The organism is Streptomyces sp. NPDC001828, assembly GCF_042892175.1.
Classification (GTDB): domain Bacteria; phylum Actinomycetota; class Actinomycetes; order Streptomycetales; family Streptomycetaceae; genus Streptomyces.
In genome coordinates, this window is sequence record NZ_JBIATV010000001.1 from 1,266,065 (window position 1) to 1,284,507 (window position 18,443).

The following is an 18,443-nucleotide window of genomic DNA, read 5'->3' on the forward strand; positions in this document are numbered from 1 at the left end:
GTTGTCTCAGAGACCGAAGTTAATGAGTGCGTCAAGTGTGGGGCACGTGCGGGTCTGGTGTTCGGTTCCGGCGTTACGTTCACCCCGATCGACGCCGCCTGTTTCAGACACGGCGGCCAATTTTGCGTGCTTCGGGTACGAGGGGGAGCGTCGTGGGGGCTTGGGGCAGACCGGGGAACGGCTGGAGACCGGGGCGTCGAAGAGGGCGCCGGTGGGTCGGGGTGGTCAGCGTGCTGGCGAGCACCGCCGCGCTGCTCGCACCGGCCACCGCCGAGGCGATGGCCGCCGCCAGGCCCGTCGACCCGCACCAGCGATGGGTCCCGCCCCACACCAGCCTTCCCCACACCGAGCCCGTACACGGCGCGGCCGCCCCCGGGCCCGCCGACACCAAGCCGCACTATCCGGTGCCGGGGGAGTGGCAAGGCCCCGCAGCGCCCTCAACCACCGCTGCGGCCACGGCAGTTACCTCGACCGGTGCCGCTCTGAAGACAGCCGTGGTCGACCTCGCGAAGGCGCGGGCCCTCGGCGAGCGCGGTCCCGTGGTCACCGTGGACCGGGCCGAGGGCACGGCCCCGGGACGGATCCGGATCGGTGTCGACGTCCGTCGCCTCGACGCCACGTACGGGGCCGACGCGGCGGCCCGCGCCCACCTGGTGACCCTGCCGGGCTGCGCTCTCACCACCCCCGACGTGGACGGCTGCCGACAGCGGACGCCTGTGCCCTCCCGCTACGACGCGAGCACCGGCCGGCTCGTCGCCGACGTCGCCGTGCCCGCAGGGGCCTCCTCCGGCGTCACCCAGCCGATGCTCTTCGCCGCCGAGACCGCCTCCGGCGGCGGTGGCGGCGACTACACCGCCAGCAGCCTCAACCCCAGCGACGCCTGGACCGGTGGCACCAGCGGCGGAGGCTTCGCGTACAGCTATCCGATCCAGGTGCCCCCGTCGATCGGCCAGGACGCCCCGCAGATCGCCCTGTCGTACAGCTCGTCCGCCGTCGACGGACGCACCTCCTCCACCAACGCCCAGTCCTCCTGGATCGGCGACGGCTGGGACTACGCGCCGGGGTTCGTGGAGCGCTCGTACAAGAACTGCGACAAGGACGGCATCAAGTACTCCGCCGACTCCTGCTGGGGCGGCCACAACGCCAGCCTCTCGCTGAACGGGCACTCCAGCGAGCTGGTGCGCGACGACACGTCCGGCACCTGGCGGCTCAAGGACGACGACGGCTCCAAGGTCGAGTTCCTGACCGGCGCCGCCAACGGCGCCCACGACGGCGAGTACATCAAGGTCTCCACCACTTCCGGCAGCGTCTACTACTTCGGCCTCAACCACCTGCCCGGCGGCGACAAGAGCGACCCGGCGGCCAACTCGGCCTGGACCGAACCGGTTTACTCCCCCAAGAGCGGCGACCCCTGTTACGACTCTGCCAAGGGCAACGCCTCCTGGTGCCAGATGGCCTGGCGCTGGAACCTCGACTACGCCGTCGACCCGCACGGCAACCTGACGACGTACACCTACACCACGCAGTCCAACTACTACGCGCGCGGCGGCGCCCAGAACCAGGGCAAGGGCACCCAGACCTCCTACATCCGCGGCGGCGCCCTCACCTCCATCGGATACGGGCAGCGCCTCGCCGACCAGGTCACCGCCAAGGGCGCCCTCAAGCCGGCGGCCAAGGTGACCTTCACCCCGGCGCCCGAGGGGCGCTGCTCCACCGCCGGTTCCTTCAAGTGCACCGACGCGACGCTGGGTTCGGCCAACGCCGCACACTGGCCGGACGTGCCGTACGACCAGAACTGTGCCGCCACCGGGACGTGTACCCAGTACGGACCCACGTTCTGGACCAACATCCGGCTCGCCTCGATCACCACCCAGGTGCTCTCCAACGGCGCGTACAAGAACGTCGACAGCTACACCCTCACCCACAGCTATCCGGACCCGGCCGACAGCAACAAGCCCGCCATGTGGCTCGCGAGCATCCAGCGCACCGGGCAGGACGGCGCCTCGGCCGTCGCGCTGCCCAAGGTGTCCTTCACTCCGGTCGAACTCCCCAACCGGGTCGACGGCACCAATCTGGTCCCGGCGCCGACCGCCTTCAACCGGCCGCGCATCCAGACCGTCACCACCGAGACGGGTGAGCAGATCCAGGTCGACTACAACCTGCCGGCCTGCTCACGGGTGAAGAAGGTGATGCCGGCGTCGGCCGACACCGACACGATGACCTGCTACAACGTGAAGTGGTTCCCGCCGGGCAGCGTCTACGGCGCCGATCCCGTCTCCGACTGGTTCAACCACTACACCGTGGCCGGTGTCAGCGAGAACGACCCGGTGGCCCACAGCCCCTCGCGCGTCACCAAGTACCAGTACGGGCCCGCCGCCTGGCACTACGGCACCAGCGAGGTCATCGACCCCAAGACCCGCACCTGGGACCAGTTCCGAGGCTTCGCCACCGTCACCACCACCACGGGTGACGGCCAGGACGGCCCCGTCACCCAGACCACGACCAAATACCTCCAGGGCATGGACGGCGACACCCTGCCGGGCGGCGCCACCCGATCGGTCAAGGTCGCCGACTCGCTCGGCGAGCAGGTCACCGACGCCGACTGGCTGTCCGGGTCGGTACTGGAGAGCGACACCTACGACAGGGCGGGCGGCTCGCTCACGGCGTACACGGTCACCGGCGCCACCGGCCCCGCGACCACCGCGACCCACGCGCGCGGCGCGGGTCTGCCCGACCTGGTGGCCCGCTACCGCGCCACCACCATCGTGGAGAGCGCCAAGGAGAAGAAGGCGGACGGGAGTTGGCGGGCCAAGGTCACCACGACCAAGAGCGACGCCGACCACGCCAACCGCACCACGAGCGTCCTCGTGGCCGCCGACGGCGAGCCCGACCAGTGCACCCTCACCTCGTACGCCGTGAGCAGCAACGCCCTCGTCACCGGACTCGCCGACGAGGTCACGACGCTGCACGGCGCCGGCGCCTGCACCGCGACGCCGGGCAAGGACACCACGGTCAAGGCCGACCGCACCCTCTACGACAACCAGCCGTTCGGCAAGGCGGGCGCCCAGGGCGACGCCACCGCGGCCCAGGAACTGGACCGCTACGACGCCTCGGGCGACGCGGTGTACGTCACCACCAAGACCAGCGCGTACGACGCCTACGGCCGCGCCACCTCGGTCACCGACCCGAACGCCACCGACACCCAGCACCCCGACGGGGCGACCACCAGCACGAGTTACCTCCCGGCCAAACCGGGTGAGGTGCCCGCCACCGTCACCGTGACCAGTCCCGCACCCGGCTCCACCACCGACTGGACCGCCACCACCACCCTCGACGTGGGCCGTGACCAGGAGCTCACCAGCTCCGACATGAACGGCAGGACCACCACCAAGACCTACGACGCGCTCGGCCGGCTCACCGCGGTCTGGCAGCCGGGCCGCACCACCACCCAGAAGGCGAACACCACCTTCGCGTACGCGGTGAACGGCAGCACCGCGCCGTCCGCCGTCACCACTTCCACCCTGGAGAACGACGGCGCCCACTACGCCAAGTCCACCGTGATCTATGACGGGTTGGGGCGCAGCCGGCAGACCCAGGCGACTCCGGGGATCTCCGCCTACACCGGCCGCGTCGTTACCGACACGCTCTACGACTCGCACGGCTGGCCCGTGGAGACCCGCTCCCCCTACTACGACGACACCGCGGCCCCCGGCGCCGGCCTCGTCACCGTCGACGACAAGCAGGTGCCCGGCCAGACCGGCACCCTCTACGACGGCCAGGGGCGCCCCACCGCGACCGTCTTCACCTCCTACGCCGTGGAGCAATGGCGCACCACGAAGGCCTACCCGGGCGCCGACCGCACCGACACGACACCGCCCCAGGGCGGCACCGCCACCACCACCGTCACCGACGCCCTGGGCCGCACCAGTGAGCTGTGGCAGTACAAGACGCCGACGGCCACCGGCAGCCCGCTCGACGCCGACATCACCAGGCTGACGTACACGCCGGACGGCAAAACGGCGGGCCGCACCGACAGCACCACCAAGAACCACTGGTCCTACGGCTACGACCTGCGCGGCCACCAGGTCGCCGCGAGCGACCCGGACACCGGCGCCAGCAGCCGCACCTACGACGCCGACGGCCGCCTCGCGACCGCCACCGACGCCCGCAAGCAGGTCCTGAGCTACGACTACGACCTGCTCGGCCGCAAGACCGCCTCCTACAGCGTCACGCCCCCGTCCACCGACCGGGTGCCGGTCGCGGCCTGGACGTTCGACAGCGTCAGCGGCGCCAAGGGCCAGGCCGTCAAGTCGACTCGCTTCCTCGACGGCAGGACGGACCAGGCGTACACCAGCGAGGTCACCGCCTACGACAGCGCCTACCGGGCGACCGCCACCACCGTCACCATCCCCGGACAGGAGGGCGGCCTCGCCCGCGCCTACACCTCGACGTCGGCGTTCAACCCGATCACCGGCGACCTGACCGCCTCGACGACGGACGCCCGCGGCGACCTGCCCGCCGAGTCACTCACCTACAGCTACGACGTCAACGGGCCACTGCTGAGCTTCGGTTCGCCGACCACCACCTACGACCTGTCCAGTGACTACGACGCCTTCGGCCGGGCGGTGCGCACCACCGTCAACCCGTGGGGCACCGAGGTCGTCGTCACCGACACCTACGACCAGGCCACCGGCAACCTCCTCTCCTCCTGGGTCGACAAGCAGACCGCCGCCACCGGAGCCGTCCAGCAGACCACCTACAGCCGCAACCCGGCCGGGCAGATCACCGCGATCCAGAACGTCCCCGACAACACCCCGGCCCAGACCGACCTGCAGTGCTTCGGCTACGACTACCTCGGCCGACTCACCACCGCCTGGACCGACACCGGCGGCGTCACCTCCCGTCCGCAACCGTCCGTGCCCGGCACCGGCGGCTGCAAGAACACCACCCCCACCAGCGGGGCGCCGGCAGGAAAGACCACCGTCGGCGGGCCGGCCGCGTACTGGACCTCGTACGCCTACGACGGCACGGGCAACCGCACCGGTCTGACCCAGCACGACACCACCGGCGACACCAGTAAGGACGTCACCACCAACCAGGTGTTCGCCCCCGCCGGACAGGACAACCAGCCCACCACCGCCCCCAACACCGGCGGCGGCACCGGAGGCGCCCACGCGCTGCTCTCCACCACCAGCAGCGGCCCCGGCAATCCCGGCGCCAGCTCATACCAGTACGACGCCACCGGCAACACCACCGCGATCACCACGCGGGCCGGCACCACGAAGCTCACCTGGGACGCGCAGTCCGAGCTGACCTCGCTCACCCCCAACGGCGGTCCATCGAATACGAGTTACGTCTACGACGCCGACGGCAACCAGCTCATCCGCCACGACCCCGGCAGAAGCACGCTCCACCTGGGCCCCGACGACCTGACCCTGGACACCGCCACCGGCGCCGTCACCACCGCCCGCACCTACGCCCTGCCCAACGGCCTCACCGCCGTTCGGCAGGCGAACGCCCTCACCTGGCAGACCAGCGACAACCACGGGACCGCCGTGCTCGCACTCGACTCGGCCTCGCTCGGCGAGACGAGGCGACCGGTCGACCCGTTCGGCGTGCCGCGCGGCACCCAGCCCTCCCAGTGGGCCGGTGAGCACGGTTTCGTCGGCGGTACCCAGGATCCGGCCACCGGGCTCACCAACCTCGGCGCCCGCGAGTACCAGCCCGTCTCCGGCCGTTTCGTCAACCCGGATCCCGTGCTCGACGAGACCCAGCCGCAGCAGTGGAACGGCTACTCCTACAGCGACGACAATCCGGTCAACCTGTCCGACCCGGCCGGCACCGACCCGCCCGGCACGCAGAACACCTGTCTCTACGACCTGCGCAACTGCACGAAGAAGGAGTGCGAGGGCGTCCAGGGCGTGCCCTGCGGTCCCCAGGGGGATTCGCACACCGGCAAGTTGAGCAACGGCAAGAGCGACGACGGGCGGCCCACCCTCGACGGAGTACGGCTGCCCACCTACCGGGAACTGCTCTACCGCAACCCCGGTGGCAGCAAGAAACTGCCCACGTACAAACGACTCATCGCGGACTGGATCAGGCAGGAGTGCTCCATGTCCCCGGCCGGCGAGAAGATGGTGAACTTCTGCAGTGACGCCGGGGATTCGGGTCTGCTCGGCAGCCCCAAGAAGGGCTCCAAGGCGGACCAGACCCTCAACATGATCGCGGTCCTCGGCACGGGCAAGGGCAAGGAGAGCACGGACGACCCGTACACGAAATCCGGCACGACCATCCAGCAGCAACTGTGGGAGCACGTCTATGTGAGCGGGTCGTTCTGCCTCATCCTCTGCGTCAGCGCCGGGTTCCAGAACGGCAACGCTTCGCTCACGATGTCGGGGGGCATGACCTTCGACACCATCAAGGGAGCCAAGCAACTGTTCTCCGGAAAGGCGGGCGCCTACATGGGCGTGTCCGTCGGCTGGAACACCGCCAAGCCGAGTGACCAGAAGCTCCAACTGGGCAGCGTCACCGCCGCGGACGGGCCGTGGGGTGCGACCGGTGGCGTCGGCCAGCGCAGCTCCGGAGGCTATTACTACTTCGGCGGCTGGGCGGGTGGCGCGGGTTGGGCCCCGCAGGGGCCGACCACCTTCGGAGGCCAGTGCAGCTTCCAGGCCGGCTGCTCGTGGGCGGGCCCGAAGTAGAGTTCCGCACACGCGTGGACCGCGTGTGACCGGCCCGGGAGCGACTCCGCTCCCGGGCCGACCGGCTGCCGACCCGAACGAGGAGAGACCATGGCGGTGTTCGTCTTCCTGATCCCCTTCTTCCTCGGCCTCGCGGTCGTGGCCGACTTCCGCGGCATCCGCACCGCCTACGCCAGGCGCGGACGCACCCCGGAGAAGGAGCAGCAGGTCCAGCGGACGACCATGGCGACCGGAATCGTCGCGATGGCGGTTTCCCTGTTCGCCTTCGCGGCCGAGGCGCACTTCCTGCTCACACACTGAACGGCGGCCGCGCGGAGCCGCGACGCCGCTCGCGGCACCGGCAGGGGTGGTCGCGGAGATGCGGTAACAGCGCGGAGACGTTCGGTGATCGTCCTGAGGATGCGAGGCCTCGCGAGGCGGCCGACAATGTACTGGTGAGTGGCTCCCCTTCGGCTCAGGGCGCAGTCGTCGAACCGGCGCCCAGGACCCCGAACCAGACACTGGCCCTCGCGGCGATGCTGTTCGCGGTTTCGATGACGTTCATCGACCAGACGATCGTCTCCATCGCGGCTCCGGACATCGTCAACGAGCTGGGCCTGTCCTCGTCGGGGATGCAGTGGGTGGTGAACGCCTATCTGCTGTCATTGGCGGCGTTCTTCGCCCTGGGCGGTCGCCTGGCGGACCTCTTCGGGCCACGCCGGATCGTCATCATCGGCACCCTGGTGTTCGTCATCTCGTCCGTGCTCTGCGGCTGCGTACCCAAGGGGGACTTCGCCCAGAGCTGGTTGATCCTCTTCCGTGCGACCCAGGGTCTGGGAGCGGCGCTCCTGTTCCCAGCGGCCCTGGCCGTGGTGGTGGCTGTGTTTCCGGTGGAGAGGCGTGGCCGTGCCCTGGCGTTGTTCTTCGGACTGTCCGGCGCGTTGACGGCCATCGGCCCGCTGCTGGGCGGGTGGCTCACGGACTGGACCTGGCGGGCGATCTTCTGGGTGAACGTGCCCGTCGCCGTCGTGGCCCTCGTCCTGACCATGATGGCGCGCATCGCGAACCGGCGACGTGACGAGACGCTGGACGGCGTCGGTGCCGTCCTCATCGCGGTCGGCATGGGCCTGAGCGTCCTGGGTTTCCAGCAGGCCGCGTCCTGGGGCTGGGACAGCGCGGCGACCTGGGGCTGCATCGCGGGCGGCCTGCTGGTGCTGGTGCTGTTCTGGCGTTACGAGCGGAACAAGCGGTCCCCGCTGGTGAACCTCGCGGTGTTCCGCGACAAGGCCTTCACCGTGGACGCTCTCGTGCTGTTCTTCGCCATGCTGGCCTTCGTCCCCGTCTTCTTCTTCTCCTCGGTCTACGCACAGGTCTCGCTCAGCGCCTCTCCCAACCAGGCGGCGCTGTACCTGCTGTACTTCTTCGCGGGCTTCGCGATCGCCTCCCAGTGGGGCGGCCGCATGCTGGACAAGCAGGGCGCCCGGCCGGCCATGAAGATCGGCACCCTCCTGGGCGCCGTCGGCTTCGCCCTGTGGGCAGGCAAGTTGACCCACCTGTCGATGCACGACCAGTGGCCCTACGTCGCTCTTGCCGGTGCGGGTATCGGTTTCATCCTCGCGCCCGCCTCCACGGACGCGGTCAACCGTGCCATCGGAGCCTCCTACGGCGAGGTAACGGGCATCACGCAGACGGTACGCAACTACGCGGCGAGTGTGGGCCTCGCCGTCCTGGGGACGCTTCTCACCCACCGCATGACGGAAAACGTCGTCTCGACGCTCACGTCCCAAGGACAGCCACCGGCCACGGCGAACCGAGTCGCCCAGCAGATCGCCGAGGCGGTGACGGGCAACAGCGATGCCCGTGTGCCGACCGGCACCGGGCAGGCCGCGAGTGCCGCGCGTGACGCCATGTCGAGCGTGCGGATGGACTTCGCCCAGGCCAACCAGTGGGTCTTCTACGGCATGGCCATCGCGCTCGGCATCGCCTTCCTCATCTCCCTGCGCCACCCCGGAGGCAAGGGGGTCCCGGCCACCCCCGAGAGCGGCCCCCGGGCGGCCCGGACCGCTCCGCCGTCCCCACCCCGGGACGAGCACCGAGCAAGCGCCTGACGCGGTCCCGGCCGCGAGCAACTGGCCTACCGGGCCGGTCACTTAGGCCGCCGGCCGTGGTGGCCGTGCGGCGCTGCCCAAGTGGCGGGGTGCCGATGCTGTCCGGTGGCTCAGGCTGGGGGAGCCGTCCGGGCCGAGCCGCAGGCCGACGACCGTGGTCCCGCGCGAGGCCTACGCTCCGCCGGCGACCGCTACGACTTCGGGGCGCACACGAGGAAGTCCCCAGGGTTCGAGGGTTCCGGAGATCAGGTCGGCTGTGAACTGGACCGCTCCCGCGGTGTAGTGCCACCAGTCGCTGTTGTGGGTCGCGACCGTCACCTTCCACTCCTGGGGGCTGGTGCCGTCCGTAGTCCACAGGAAGGTGTCCCCTTCGAACGAACTGCCCCAGACCAGCAGGCCTCCGGGGGCTGGATACGCGCTCAGCACGCCGCCGAGGTTGTCGGTATCCAGGAGGTCCGCAGTATCTTCCTCCTCCTCGAGTGCGGCTTTGGCCCACTCCAGTTCCATGCCGACCTGTATCGCGTCGCTGTTCACCGGGGCAGCTTCACGCAGCGGTTGGAGAGCCGCGCATAGTGGCTGGGCGTTCACGTCCGTCATGATCTGTCCCGGGGGCAGGCGGGCTGTGAACCAGCGGGTCGGCGGGGGTGTGCGGGCGGCCTGGGCCATGCCGGTCCCGGTCAGCCGATGGCAACTCTGGAGCGGCACTTGATGCGGTCGAGGGTGGTGAGGGGCGCGGCGTCGAGCGCGATCTCGGTGACCGCGATGTTGGCCCCCAGGTGGGCGGCGTCGGCGGTGCCGGGGATGAGCAACCTGCTCGGCCGCTGCAGCGTCACCGCCTCGACCCGGGCCGCCGGCGTCCTGCCCCCGCCGCGCGACCCCGGATGCCCCGCAGCTGGACGAGGACGGGACCGCGCGGAATGAATCCGGCATGGCCGCGGGCAGGCCCGCCCGGTCGCTCAGAGGAGGATGCCGCCGGAGACCTCGATGCGCTGGGCCGTCATCCAGCGCAGGTCCTCCGACGCCAGCGTGGCGATGGCGTCGCCGATCTCCTCGGGTTCGCCGACACGGCCGAGCGCGGTCTGCCCGGCCAGACCCTGGCGCATGTCGGCGTCATCCCGCATGGCACCGCCGTTGAAGTCGGTGGCGGTCGGTCCCGGGGCAATGGAGTTGACCCGGATGCCTCGGGGGCCGAGCTCTGCGGCCAGAGTGCGGCTCAGAGCCTCGACGGCGGCCTTCGAAGCTGAGTAGACCGACGTCGCGGGACTGGTGTGGCGAGTCAACGACGACGAGACGTTGATGACCCGGGCGCCCTGGGCCAGCAGCGGCATGAGCGACTGGATGAGGAAGAACGTGCCCCGTACGTTCGTGCCGAACACCGTGTCGAAGTCGTCGGCCGTAACAGCTTCCAGCGGACCGAAGACGCCAACCCCCGCGTTGTTGACCACGATGTCGAGCCGCGAGGCCCCCCAGCGCTGAAGCAGTGCGCTCAGCTCGGAAGTGAAAGCTCCGAAAGAGGAGATGTCGCTGATATCGAGACGTATGACAGCGGCAGTTCCACCCGCGCCATGCACCTGCCGTGCGGTCTCCTCGACCCCCGCCACATCACCGCGGTGAGTGACCACGACCCGCACCCCGCGCGCCGCCAGCGCGAGAGCCGTACTCCGGCCCAGGCCACGGTTCGCCCCGGTCACCAAAGCGATCCTGTCGGCTGTCATCAGCTGCTCCCTCATCGCACGGCACCAGAGAGACACCGGGCGCCGCCATCAGAGGCGAGTCGGTTGACTCGCCTTTCCATCGCAGCGTAGGCACGCCAAGAGAGGCGAGTCAAGTGACTCGCCTCGGATCTGGGGCATACTGCACGCATGGCAGCAGAGCTCTCCGCACACCACCGCCGTCTCGCCCTGCAGAAGCGTGAGGCGATCATCTCCGCGGCCACGGACCTCTTCCTGAACCGCGGCTACGACGGAACCTCTCTCGCCCGTATCGCCGAAGGGGCGGCCGTCTCGAAGTCCACCCTTTTCAAGCAGTTCCCCACCAAGGCAGCCCTCTTCGAGGCCATCGTCACCGAGTCCTGGCAGCGCGACACCACGGACACGGTCGCGCGGCCTCAGGCCGGAGACCTGCGCTCCGGCCTGACCTCCATCGGCCACCGCTACGCCGACCTCATCGGCCGGCCCGGCATGACGGCCCTGTTCCGCATCGTCATCGCCGAGCTGCCCCGCTTCCCCGAACTGGGGCAGATGCAGTTCCAGCTCGGCAAGCTGCCCTACTTCACCTCGGTCCAGCACTACCTGGAGTCGGAGCACGAGGCCGGCAACGCCGACGTCCCGGACGCCGGGAGCGCCGCCAACCAGTTCCTCGGGATGATCGCCAACTACGTCCTGTGGCCCCGCATGCTGCTGACCGACTGGGACCCCTCGGCCTCTGACATCCGCTACGCCGTCGAGCAGGCGGTGGAGACCACGCTCGCCCGGTACGCCTCCGATCGACCAGCCTGATCCAGGGGCTGGAATTCGTACGCCGCCACCCAGCGCTGCGGGGGTTCGCGGGGCCGAGCCGCGAGCGTGCGGGGCCTCGTAGCGCCAGCCCTCAGCCGGTGACTGCCGATGAGCGTGGTCGTCCAGGTGCCGCCACTGAGGGCCGTGGGCAACGCTCCCGACCGCATCGCCAGTGGCTGGAATCGATCACCCGCGAAACGGGCTGGGGTGGCGTGAGCCTCTGGACGTCTAGGTTCGCCTCTGACGCCTCGACTTGATCACGGGGCGACTGGCCGGTGCTGTCCATGGACGGCGCCGGCCGGCATCAACTGAGCGAACCGAGAGGGCTGGTGTGCAGTGAAGGGTCAAGCCGGACACAGATGGAGCCGTTCCCTGACAGCGGTGTTCCGCGGCAGGATGGCCGCGATGGTGGGGGCCGTCGCGTTGATAGCGGCGGTGTTCACCGGCGCGGGCGCCGGCACGGCGGGCGCCGCGGACAGTGGCGCGCGGACCGCCGCGGTGGGGGGATGGACCTGCCCCGGGGTGGCGGTTCCGCCCGGATACGTCATCACGATGTTCAACAGCAGCGGCTGCAACGGCACGGGCGCGTGGTTGCAGCAGCCCGTCCGTGACGGGATATGGACCTGCTCGGGGTCGCCGATCGTGTCGGGCTACGTCATCACCAACTACGACCGCAACGGCTGCAGCGGAGTGGGCGGCTGGTACCACCAGTTGGTGCGCAACGGCATCTGGACCTGCCCGTACTCGCCCATCCCGGCGGGCTACCGCAGCACCACGTATGACGCGCGCGGGTGCAGCGGTCTCGGCGCATGGCTCACCATTCGCTCCTGATCGCTCCTGATGCCGATCGCGGCGGAGCGCTAGACCTGGCGTAGTGCTGAGTCCTGAATCGCGCTCGCCGCAGTGCAACGCAGGTGCCTGCCCTCCGGCGGCGCCTGCGCTGTCGTCGCTCCGGCTTTTTCGGGCCAACTTCCGCAGTCGGAGCGTTACTTGAGGGGCGTTTCGCAGCAGCATGCCCGGGTCGGGTTCGAAGTCGTAGTTGGGTGGAACCGGTAACAGAGAAGACCGCGACCGCCTCGAATCTCGACGACGCACGCGATCGATCGACCAGGGTAGATGCCTGCCCGACCAGACGCCGGAGGCGCTCCGCGACCCTCGTCCACTCTGGTAGACGCCAAGCGTGGCCAGGGTCACCAACTCGCGGCCCAATATGGTCAGTTGGCAGAGTCCCCCTTCGCCCTGCCTGCCCCAACCACCGGTGCGGCCGATGCACTGGAGACGTCTGGTGCCGGGGGAGGGGCTTCGGGTGATCCCGGACGCTGGTGGCACTGGCTCGGGGCGCCGAGCACCCGATCAGGAGGAGCGTGCGGTATGCAGGCGGGGTGGATAGCGAACGGCTGACCTTTGATGGATGGATCGCTGCTGTGGGGACGGGTTCGGGAACGCGGGTGGTGGTGGGCCACTGGCCCCGGTCCCCGTTCGGTTCGTTCAGCGACGTGATGCTGGAGCGCGCCGATGGATGGCGGATGCTCCTGGCGCCGACCGCCGAGACGGCCGAGTACGTGTCGTCGGTCTATCACTTCGATGAGGTCCGAAGCGTTGCGGTGCGGGTGAGCGTGCGTGACGGTGTGTGGGATGTCGCGGCGGGCCCTTTGGACCTGCGGTTCACCGTCGGGCGTCGGAGCGCGCTGGGTCTTGCTCTACGGGTGGTTCCACGATCGCTGGCCAGAAGGCCGTTGTGGGCGGCCGTGTCGGACGTGCCCTCCCGGCTGATGGCCGGTGTCCGGACCCGGGGGAGTTCCCGCCCGGGGTGCCGTCAGTGGTACGCGGCCGGTGACCTCCTGCCGATCGTCACCGCCCGGGCCCGGTTCGACGGTAACGACCTCGGCCCGCTCGCCCCTGTCTCCCCGCCCGTACGGTTCGGCTTCGGCTCCGCCCCTAGCGCTCCCGCGCTGGTCCGGGTCGTCTCCACGGTCGAGCGCACGGGTGTGAGTGGCATTGTCGGCGAAACGGGCTAGGGCGCAACCCGGCACGTCTCGTCGGTCGTCGCCCTCGACACGGTCGAGCCCCGCATCGCCCTGATGTGACCGCACGATTCGAGGACGGCGACGAGCCGTGTAGACGGCTGCCCGGGCCGGCGCGGGACGCCGTGCAGACGGCCGCCCGCCCCGCTGCACCCGCGACCTGAACCGGCCCTCGCCGGGCCGGGCAGCCTCCGCTCCTCCCGGGGCCAGGCGGCCCACGGCGGCACAAGGAGCGGGACCTGGGTTGTCGTGGAACGCTGGGAGAGGAGCTGCCGACAGACCTGCTCCGTAGGCCTGAGCGACTCCCCTGACCATGGAGGCACTATGGCCGGCAGTGTGAACGAGCCGCAGGCCCGGCAAACCCGCGACAGCAGGCCGTCGCATGAGCCGCAGTCCGGGTGGGTCTACTTCGCGGCGATCATGATGATCATCGGCGGAGCCATGGCAATCCTCGAAGGAATCGCCGCCATCGCCAAGGACGATCTCTTCGTCCGGACCACGAACTACGCCTTCACGTTCAACCTGACGAGCTGGGGATGGATTCATCTCATCGTGGGGATCGTCGTGCTCCTCGCCGGCTGCGCGCTGCTGTCCGGAGCGGTATGGGCGCGAGCGGTTGCCGTCGTTGTCGTGGGCCTGAGCTTGATCGCGCACTTCATGTGGCTCCCGTACTACCCGTTCTGGGCAGTCATCCTGATCGCCATCGACACCTTCGTCCTCTACGCCCTGTGCGCCCCGGCACGCCCTGGGCGTACAGCGACCGGCGCCTGACAGGGACGGCGTCGGAGCGCTTCATGGCGGGCCGGATGCCCAACGCGCCCATCTTGCAAGTGAGTTGACGCGTCGCATGGGGCCGACGCCTCGGCCGGCCCCGAGGACGCCCCAAGCTCCGTCGCCGCGCAGCGGGCACACCCCAGCGCAGCGGGCACACCCCAGCAGGGCCGGGGTCGGAACTGACAGAAGAAATCGAGTAGTTCGGTCAGGGAGGTGATCGAAGGCACGTCCGGGACGGCCGAGTCCCGGCACAGTGCGCGTCCCTCATAGCCGAGTTCGATCGCCGCGGCGACCAGGTCGGGGTCGTCGTCGATGAACAGGCACTGTGCGGGAGGGAGGTCCAGCGCGGCGCTGGCATGGTGGTACATGCGCGGATCCGGCTTGTCGCAGCGAGGACCGCGGAGATCGCATACGCCTCGAAGTAGTGGCCGATCCCGAGTCCGGCGTGGAGGTCCGGGAGATCGGGCCAGGCGTCGGACACTATGGCCATCCGCACCCCCCCGCCGAGTCAACTCGTCCAGGGTCTCCACGACGTCCGGGTACGTCTCCAGGAACGCGGCCGGGGGGACTTCGCGGCGGAGGTCGGCCAGAAGTTGCGACGTCGGGTCCACGTCGAGGTGATGGAGCATCACCCGGTGGTATTCGTCGTAGTCAGGTGTCGAGGGAGAGGCGTCGAAGAAGTGGTCGCCCGCACGGATGGCCGCCGCGAACTTGTCCGGTGTGATCGACGGGGCATGGGCGAGGACGGTCTGCTCGAAGTCGGCTCGCGGGTTCCAACGACCGCCGATCGGCTGCATCAGCACGCCGCCCGAGTCGAAGAGAATGGCACGGATGTTGGCGGGAGAGGCTGATGGTGTCTGCACCGGCCCAGTCTGGTAAACGAATACCCACTGGTCGAACCCTTTTTGGGCACGGGCACGGGCACGGGCACTGGCACGGGTACGGGTACCACACCCCCAGGGGTGCGTCGCTGAAAGCGGCGGGGTGTCGGCGTGCCCGGTGAGGGGATGGGCCACCGCGCGGAGCTTGTCGAGGCGGAGGTGGACAGTTCCCGCCAGCACGACACGAACCCGGTCGGGGTCCGGTTCGCGGTGGAATCGGCGTACCAGAACACGGCGATCGGCCGGAACCGGGCGAAACTCGCGGCGGCGCGCGACGCCGTTGGTCGAGCAGGCGGCCAATATCAGCCGCCTGCTCGGCTGACGCATACCCCTTCAGCGCGCTCCGCGCTCACCATCGCCGGCGAGCGGGCACGGCTGTTCAGGGGTGAGGTCAGGCGTTGTCGGCGGCCTTGCGGCGACGCACGAGGTACACGGCACCGCCGCCGAGGACGACCGCGGCACCACCCGCGAGGGCGAGCTGCGGCATCGCGGAGGAGGAGCCGGTCTTGGCGAGCGAGCCGTTGGTGCTGCCGGCGCCCTCGGTACCGCCCGTGCCGCCCGTGCTGCCGTTGGCTGCGACGGGGGCCGGGGACTTGCTGCCCTGGGTCGACGTGGCGGGCTCCGGCTTGGCCGGAACGGTGGAAGGCTTGCTGCCCGCCGCGGTGATCTGGAAGGGGTACATGCCGGAGTCCGGGACCCCACCGCAGGACCCGTCGTTGTTGGTGTAGTCGGCGTTGATGAAGACGACGCCCGTGCCCTGGGCGGGAGCCGAGGCGTCGATGGTGAGGCGCAGCTTGACGTCGGTCCCCGCACCCGTCTTGAGCGCCTTGACGGCGCCGGCGTGGTGCTCGCCGTTGAAGTCGTGCCAGCCCGTGCCGTTGGACCACTGCAGGTGCAGCAGGTGGTCGACGGTCTTGGTGCCGCTCTTGTCCGTGGCGTGCGGGTAGGCGATCGGAAAGACCTGGTCGAGGGTGCGGCCCGTGCTGTTGGCCAGGCGGAGGGTGAAGTCGACCGACGCCCCGGCGGGGATCTTGGAGGGAAGCCCGACCGCTGCGGCGGTCAGCCCGCCGGCGGGAACGCAGTCCTCGCCGCCCGTCTCCTTCTTGGCGTCGGCGAGAGCCTTCTCCGCAGCCTCCTTCTTGGCGCGAGTGTCCGTGATCGCGTTCTGCGCCTTGTAAATCTTCTTGGAGATCTCGACCCGCGCGTCGGAAAGCGCCTTGTTCGCGGCGGCCACGTTCTGGTCGGCGGTGGACTTCGCGTCGGCGGCGGCCTTGGCGGCTGCCTCGGCCCCGGTGAGCGCCTGCTGCGCGGCGGACTTGTCCTCGTCGCTCACGGCAGCGGCGAGCTTCGCCTTCGCCTCAGTGACGGCCTTGTCCGCCGCGGACTTCTTGCCCTCCGCTTCATCCGCCGTCTTCTGCGCGGCGTTGAATGCGGCAAGCAGCGGGTAGGTGGGAACCTGAGTGTCGGTCAGCGCCTGGACGAGGGCCTTCTCGGCGACGACGGCGTCGTCGTACGCCTTCTGGGCGCCCTTGACGGCCTGCTCCAGCTCGGCGACGGAAGGCTTGTTCTGAGTCTGGTTGGCCGACTTGGTGTCGGCGAATGCCGGTGAGACGGACAGCATCGCGGCGGGAGCGGTCACGGCGGCCACGACCGCTGTAGCGAGAATTCGACGTATCTGCACGTACAGCCCTCTTCTGGGTCTGAAGAAAATGGGATGTCGCACGGCGGCAGTACTCCACGCAGGTGCGACAGTTCGTGAATCGTAGGTGCCAATGAGCGCAACCAATAGGAGATATAGCCGCGTTGCGGATCCCTCGCGGGTCAGAATTCGGGCAATTGCGGAAGGTTGCCCCCGCTGCCTGTGAAATTCCTGTGAGCGATGTCACGAGGATGTGTGGGACGCGCCGGGTGCCGCTCCCGGCGCGACGGCGGGGTGCGGTATCCCGGCACGACGCGTACCTGTGGCTCCCACGCGGCATCAGTGCCGACCCCCTGGCCGGGCGGCCGGATCCGCGTCGTCGCAGGTCGGCCGGCTGTGTCAGTGCTCGGTCGCATACTGACGCCCATGCAGATCACGGCGTACACACTCAAGCAGGCCTGGCACGAGGTGGTCGCGGGCTCCGACCTGCTCGACGACGCGATGCTTCCGCCCACCGGCACCTCACGGGAGCAGTACGAGCAGCGTGTCGTTGAGCCGGGCGGTGGACTCTTCCTCGTGCTGGACGACGACGGGACGGTGCGTGGTCACATCGGCCCCTACCGGGAGGTCTTCGCCACCCAGGACTTGGACCAGGTGCTGTACTTCGCCGCAGAGGACGCCGTCCGCAAGCTCGCCGAGCGCACCGCGATGTCCTCGGGCTGCGGTCCGGACGGCGAACTCGTCGTCAGGCAGGCCGAGTTGCTCGACCGGATCGACCCGATCTGGGGCAGCAGATTCCGCAACGGCGGCATGGCCGGCGCGCAGCCCTCCCGGCCGTGCGGACGCGACCCGTTGGAGGGCCTCGCCTGGATCGCCGAGAGCTGGCGGGAGCAGGATCCCTACACCCACCTGGCCTTCTTCCGAGGCGACAACATCAGTGCCGAACGGATCGCCCTGCTTTACGGAGCCGACCCCGCTCAGATAGCCGGCGGAACCACTCTTGCGGACCTGCGCGGCACGGACGCCGGGACCCGCGACTTCTGGGACATCGTCGGGGAGACCTGCTGCTTCGGCCAGGCCGGAAGCTGGGCGTTCCTGATGTACCACGAGGCCCCCGGATTCGGACCCGCTCCTGAGGCGCTGGCCCAGCTCGGCGTCACCGAGACGGTGCGCCTGACAGCCACCTCCGCGAAGGCCATCTACACGTTCGACTACATGCGCGACGGCCGCCGCATCGACGACGACTGGGGCGTCCTGGAGCTGATCTGGTACGAGCGCGGCTGTGCCCCTTACTTCCGAGGCGGTCAGCTCGACTTCCTCAATCAGGCCGTACGCCGTGCCGAACTGGACCACCCCGAACTCATCAGCGAGTTCGAGCTGTACTTCCACGCCCTGGAGGAGGTATTCGACCTCCGACTGCCCCAGCACGAGATCCAGGAGGGGACGGTCCGGGCCGCGCAGTGGGCGCGGAGCGACGATTGACACTTCCCGTCCTGGAAGCATGCCGAGGGCCGTTGTAGGAGGACGTACGCATCCACTTTGTCCTCGTTTGCCGGGCGGCCCGTAGCGAGTCTCTTTCGGGGGAACGCGATGAGGGGCGAGCGTGGAAGTCCCGTGCGCGGGGCAACTGGCGTATCGCGGGGGCGCGTTGAAGGATGAGGAGGCCAGGGTGCTCAGTGATCAGGACTGTTCCGTTTGCGCGGGCCTGCGCAGGGAAGCCGAGGCCAACCGCGCCGATGTGGGTGACCTGCTCCTTCGAGTCCAGATCCACGAACTCGGTGCCCATCGAGATCAGCACGTTCCGCACCCCCACGCTGGGGCAGGCCGTGATGCGGTTGC

Annotated in this window: 13 protein-coding genes; 8 read left to right on the top strand and 5 right to left on the bottom strand. The window is 69.5% G+C overall.

Features of this window, described 5'->3' with window-relative positions; genetic code table 11:
• Window positions 1-230: 230 nt before the first annotated feature.
• The 3 genes from ACFYZA_RS05930 to ACFYZA_RS05940 all read left to right on the top strand — a co-directional run bounded on the left by ACFYZA_RS05930 (window position 231) and on the right by ACFYZA_RS05940 (window position 8,788).
• Window positions 231-6,701: an RHS repeat domain-containing protein gene (locus tag ACFYZA_RS05930; RefSeq protein ID WP_388487589.1), complete on the top strand. Its 6,471-nt coding sequence runs from the start codon at window positions 231-233 to the stop codon at window positions 6,699-6,701.
• A gap of 90 nt (window positions 6,702-6,791) precedes the next feature.
• The gene (locus ACFYZA_RS05935) at window positions 6,792-7,001 is read left to right on the top strand and encodes a hypothetical protein (RefSeq protein WP_388487591.1); all 210 of its coding nucleotides are present in this window, start codon (window positions 6,792-6,794) and stop codon (window positions 6,999-7,001) included.
• 215 nt (window positions 7,002-7,216) lie between these two features.
• Window positions 7,217-8,788, top strand: coding sequence for an MFS transporter (locus tag ACFYZA_RS05940; RefSeq protein WP_382589667.1), 1,572 nt, complete (start codon window positions 7,217-7,219; stop codon window positions 8,786-8,788).
• 171 nt (window positions 8,789-8,959) lie between these two features.
• Here the strand turns inward: ACFYZA_RS05940 and ACFYZA_RS05945 are convergent, their stop codons facing one another.
• The 3 genes from ACFYZA_RS05945 to ACFYZA_RS05955 form a co-directional block, all read right to left on the bottom strand.
• Window positions 8,960-9,385, bottom strand: coding sequence for a hypothetical protein (locus ACFYZA_RS05945; RefSeq protein WP_388487593.1), 426 nt, complete (start codon window positions 9,383-9,385; stop codon window positions 8,960-8,962).
• Window positions 9,386-9,465: 80 nt separating this feature from the next.
• Window positions 9,466-9,621 (bottom strand): hypothetical protein, encoded by a 156-nt coding sequence (locus ACFYZA_RS05950; protein ID WP_388487595.1) that lies wholly within the window; start codon window positions 9,619-9,621, stop codon window positions 9,466-9,468.
• A gap of 123 nt (window positions 9,622-9,744) precedes the next feature.
• The gene (locus ACFYZA_RS05955; protein ID WP_388487597.1) at window positions 9,745-10,503 is read right to left on the bottom strand and encodes an SDR family NAD(P)-dependent oxidoreductase; all 759 of its coding nucleotides are present in this window, start codon (window positions 10,501-10,503) and stop codon (window positions 9,745-9,747) included.
• Between the two features lie 147 nt (window positions 10,504-10,650).
• On the opposite strand from ACFYZA_RS05955, the gene ACFYZA_RS05960 reads away from it, so the two are divergent.
• From ACFYZA_RS05960 to ACFYZA_RS05975, 4 genes are all read left to right on the top strand, one after another.
• A complete protein-coding gene (locus ACFYZA_RS05960) occupies window positions 10,651-11,286 on the top strand; it encodes a TetR/AcrR family transcriptional regulator (RefSeq protein WP_388487600.1) in 636 nt (211 codons plus the stop codon).
• Between the two features lie 381 nt (window positions 11,287-11,667).
• Window positions 11,668-12,117, top strand: a complete 450-nt coding sequence (locus ACFYZA_RS05965) for a hypothetical protein (RefSeq protein WP_388487601.1) — start codon at window positions 11,668-11,670, stop codon at window positions 12,115-12,117.
• Between the two features lie 533 nt (window positions 12,118-12,650).
• The gene (locus ACFYZA_RS05970; protein WP_388487604.1) at window positions 12,651-13,304 is read left to right on the top strand and encodes a hypothetical protein; all 654 of its coding nucleotides are present in this window, start codon (window positions 12,651-12,653) and stop codon (window positions 13,302-13,304) included.
• A 330-nt stretch (window positions 13,305-13,634) separates the two neighbouring features.
• Complete coding sequence (locus ACFYZA_RS05975; protein WP_388487606.1) at window positions 13,635-14,081, top strand: hypothetical protein; 447 nt, start codon at window positions 13,635-13,637, stop codon at window positions 14,079-14,081.
• On the opposite strand, the gene ACFYZA_RS05980 is transcribed toward ACFYZA_RS05975, so the two are convergent.
• A complete protein-coding gene (locus ACFYZA_RS05980) occupies window positions 14,030-15,292 on the bottom strand; it encodes an HAD family hydrolase (protein ID WP_388487608.1) in 1,263 nt (420 codons plus the stop codon). The two genes, ACFYZA_RS05975 and ACFYZA_RS05980, sit on opposite strands and share 52 nt — an antisense overlap.
• 64 nt (window positions 15,293-15,356) lie before the next feature.
• Complete coding sequence (locus tag ACFYZA_RS05985) at window positions 15,357-16,646, bottom strand: LPXTG cell wall anchor domain-containing protein (protein ID WP_388487610.1); 1,290 nt, start codon at window positions 16,644-16,646, stop codon at window positions 15,357-15,359.
• Between the two features lie 384 nt (window positions 16,647-17,030).
• Here ACFYZA_RS05985 and ACFYZA_RS05990 point away from each other — a divergent pair, with 384 nt between their 5' ends.
• Window positions 17,031-18,086: a hypothetical protein gene (locus ACFYZA_RS05990; protein ID WP_388487613.1), complete on the top strand. Its 1,056-nt coding sequence runs from the start codon at window positions 17,031-17,033 to the stop codon at window positions 18,084-18,086.
• Window positions 18,087-18,443: the final 357 nt, after the last annotated feature.

Bases quoted from the DNA above. Each gene is read 5' to 3' on its own strand.
- ACFYZA_RS05945 (WP_388487593.1), bottom strand. From the start codon at position 9,385: ATGACGGACGTGAACGCCCAGCCACTATGCGCGGCTCTCCAACCGCTG.
- ACFYZA_RS05980 (WP_388487608.1), bottom strand. From the start codon at position 15,292: ATGCGTCAGCCGAGCAGGCGGCTGATATTGGCCGCCTGCTCGACCAAC.
- ACFYZA_RS05935 (WP_388487591.1), top strand. From the start codon at position 6,792: ATGGCGGTGTTCGTCTTCCTGATCCCCTTCTTCCTCGGCCTCGCGGTC.
- ACFYZA_RS05960 (WP_388487600.1), top strand. From the start codon at position 10,651: ATGGCAGCAGAGCTCTCCGCACACCACCGCCGTCTCGCCCTGCAGAAG.
- ACFYZA_RS05940 (WP_382589667.1), top strand. From the start codon at position 7,217: ATGCTGTTCGCGGTTTCGATGACGTTCATCGACCAGACGATCGTCTCC.
- ACFYZA_RS05955 (WP_388487597.1), bottom strand. From the start codon at position 10,503: ATGACAGCCGACAGGATCGCTTTGGTGACCGGGGCGAACCGTGGCCTG.
- ACFYZA_RS05975 (WP_388487606.1), top strand. From the start codon at position 13,635: ATGGCCGGCAGTGTGAACGAGCCGCAGGCCCGGCAAACCCGCGACAGC.
- ACFYZA_RS05990 (WP_388487613.1), top strand. From the start codon at position 17,031: ATGCAGATCACGGCGTACACACTCAAGCAGGCCTGGCACGAGGTGGTC.